The organism is Kribbella sp. (assembly GCF_035655035.1).
Taxonomy (GTDB): domain Bacteria; phylum Actinomycetota; class Actinomycetes; order Propionibacteriales; family Kribbellaceae; genus Kribbella.
On sequence record NZ_DASRVN010000608.1, the window covers coordinates 1 to 2,904 of the forward strand.

General features: G+C 70.9%; 3 protein-coding genes and 1 pseudogene. All 4 read right to left on the minus strand.

Translation table 11 applies throughout. The features are described 5' to 3' along the window. Positions 1-242, minus strand: a pseudogene (locus VFF46_RS32095) (hypothetical protein); the annotation flags it as partial. Positions 243-344: 102 nt separating this feature from the next. Further along, entirely contained in the window at positions 345-1,013 is a 669-nt protein-coding gene (locus VFF46_RS32100) for an N-acetylmannosamine-6-phosphate 2-epimerase (RefSeq protein ID WP_325040990.1), read from the minus strand. Beyond that, positions 1,010-1,897 carry an N-acetylglucosamine kinase gene (locus tag VFF46_RS32105; RefSeq protein WP_325040991.1) on the minus strand — a complete coding sequence of 296 codons (888 nt, stop codon included), beginning with the start codon at positions 1,895-1,897 and terminating at the stop codon, positions 1,010-1,012. Before VFF46_RS32105 ends, VFF46_RS32100 begins: the two co-directional genes overlap by 4 nt. Beyond that, the coding region (locus VFF46_RS32110; RefSeq protein ID WP_325040992.1) for a hypothetical protein at positions 1,894-2,904 on the minus strand (1,011 nt) is incomplete at its 5' end. The genes VFF46_RS32105 and VFF46_RS32110, both read right to left, overlap by 4 nt.

The window sequence follows — 2,904 nt, forward strand, 5'->3', positions numbered from 1 at the left end:
CTGGTCAGCTTGACGTCCGCCTTCGGGAACTCCTTGCGGTAGAGATCCAGCGGCATCGTGGTCCATTCCTTGCCGTAGCCGCCGTCGAAGTTGAAGAACTCCAGCGGCTTGCTGCCGTCCACCGACGACCCGGCGGACGCGGCACTCTTGCTCTGGACGGGCTTCGCGCAGGAGGCGAGCGTGGCGACGGCAGAACCGGCCAGGGCGGCGCGGAGCAGGGTACGGCGGTCGACCTCGAACATGATCGGCAGTCCTCTCGGAGCGTTGACTGCGTCATGGATACGCCCGGCGGACACCCACGCGGAAGACCGGTCAGCAAGGTTGACTAGACCACTGTTCGCCGCCTACGGCAAGGGGATCGCGCCGACCAGTCTGGCGGTGAGGTCCGTCGGGTTGGTGATCGCGTGCCCGACCACGACGGCGTACGCGCCCGCGTCGCACACGCTGCGGACGTCGTCCGGGGTCCGGATCCGGCCCTCGGCGACCACCGGGCAGTCCAGCTTGGTCGCGAGCTGGCGGACCAGTTCGACATCAGGTCCGGTCGGCGGACGGCCATTGGTATAGCCGGACAGCGTCGTCGCGACCACGTCGGCACCCGCCTCCCGGGCGGCCAGCCCGGCGTCCAGGGTGTCCACGTCGGCCATCACGGGTACGCCGAGCTCGTCGTGGATGCGGGCGATCTGCCGCGCCACCGGCTGCCCGTCGGGGCGCGGTCGCAGGGTGCCGTCGAGCGCGATCAGGTCGGCGCCGGCCGCCACGATCCCGATCGCGGCGTCGTACGTCGGGGTGATGAACACGCCCGCCGGGTCGCCGAGCTTGTGGATGCCGATGATCGGCAGGTCGGTGACCGCGCGGATCGCAGCGATGTCATGCGGCCCGTTGGCCCGGATCGCCCGCGCGCCGCCGGCCTCGGCGGCCTGCGCCATCAGCGCCATCCCGGCCGGGCCGTACAGCGGGTTCTCGGGGGCGGCCTGGCAGGACACCACCAAGGTGCCAGGGGCAAGGGTTCTCATCGACGGTGCGTCACAATCAGGTCGGCGTACGTTCCGGCAGGTCCGGTCGCGAGGCGTTCGGCACCGTCGAGCGAGTTGCCGGCCGCCGGGGTGAGTTGGGCGCGTGCGGGGAGTGCGGCGCGGACCGGGGCCAGCAGTTGTTCCCCTGCGCCCGTGAACAGTCCACCGACGCAGGCGACCGGTACAGGTCCTTCCCCGGCGAGCTGCGCGACGGCAGCGGCGATCGTCTCCGCGATGTCGGTGGCGGCCCGTACGACGAGTTCGTGCGCGACCGGATCGCCTTCGGCGGCACACCGCAGTACTTCGGGGGCGAACCGCGCGACGTCGTCGACCAGCGTCGACGAGCGGTAGAGCGTGACCGGATCGAGCGAGGTGTCGGCGAGCTTGGTCGCGGGGCCGCGGCCGTCCCGCGCCCGCTGTACGGCGACCAGCCCGGCGCGGCCGATCGCGAACGCGCTGCCCGCGTCGCCGAACAGGTACCCGTGCCCGTCGAGCTTGCGCCACGTCCCGTCCCGGTCGACCGCGAGACACACGAGACCGGTGCCTGCGGCAACTACTACGCCGTACCCGTCCGGAAGCGCACCGGCGTGCGCGGTCACCATGTCCTGCGTGAGCCGGACCTCGTCCGCATCAAGCAGCTCGGCGACATCCGCCGCCAACCGCTCCGCGGCACCCGGTGCCTGTGGATAACCGGTGAGCCCCAGCGCGACGACCTCGACCGGCCCGCTCAGCCGGGCCTCGGCCGCGGCGGCGCCGATCGCGTCGAGCAGCTTGGGAAGCGCGTCCGGCCCGTGCGTGTAACCAGGCCCGGCGCCGGTCCGGCCGGACGGAAGGACACGAAGACGAAGGGCGGACTGCCCGCCGTCGATGGCGATCTGCGTCATGCGGTGATCCAGTGTGAATAGTCTTGCCACGGGAGGTGCCAGCGGTTCGCTTTGCGGGTACGGCGGTCCTGGCCGGCGGTGTCGTTCGCGACCAGCCGGACGCTGCCGAGTTTCTCGTCGTACAGCACGGCCGGGGAGCCGGTGAAGTGCAGCGTACCGACAGGTTCCCAGGGGGTGTGGCCGCCGCGGACGTCGATCATCGAGCAGTGGTGGATGCGGCGGTCGGCGCCGAGGACGTACACCTCGATCGCGTCGGCTCCGGGGTTGAAGGCGACCACCGGGTCGTCGGCCAACTCGAGGTCGCCGACTTGCTGCCAGCGGCCTTGGCCGACGCGGTCGTCGAGGTATGTGTGGTGCAGGTGGTTGTCGGCGCCGCGGACGTAGATCTCATACGAGTTCGCGGGGTCGTTCCGCGCCCATGTCGGCTCGCCCGCGGCTTGCAGGTCGCCGAGGATGGCTCGCACCCCGCCTTGGTCCCGGACAACCCGGCCGTCCTCACCACGCTGGAAGGTGGGCGGAACGGTCTCGCCCTTGCGGATGGATTCGAACTCCGCCCGAACAGCTACAACAGGTGCGCGGTTGTCACGGGGTTCCGGGAAGAACGGTTCGCGTTGGAGGTAATGCATGGCGGCGATCAGGCTCGGGGCGACCGACCACCCGGTCTCCACGCAGTACGGTCCCCAGCCGATGTCGGCGTTCGAGCCGAAGTACTCCCAGGCGTCGAAGTCGAACGCGCGCTGCCAGGTGCCGTCGAGCTGCTCGTCGGACGGGTCGTCGATCTGGATCCGGCTCAGGTAGTCGAGGACGCCGTGCGCGAGCTCCTCGAAGACCGGTTCGCCGGTGACCTGGTGGACGATCGGCAGCGCCCAGGCCGCGAACGGGGTGCCGTACAGCTGGTCCGTGACCGGGTCGCCGTTCGCCTGGAAGATCGACGCCTCGTCGACGCCGTACGCCTCGTTGCTCGGCGGGCACTTGCCGTCCCACTCGGCGAATCCGCCGTCCGGGCC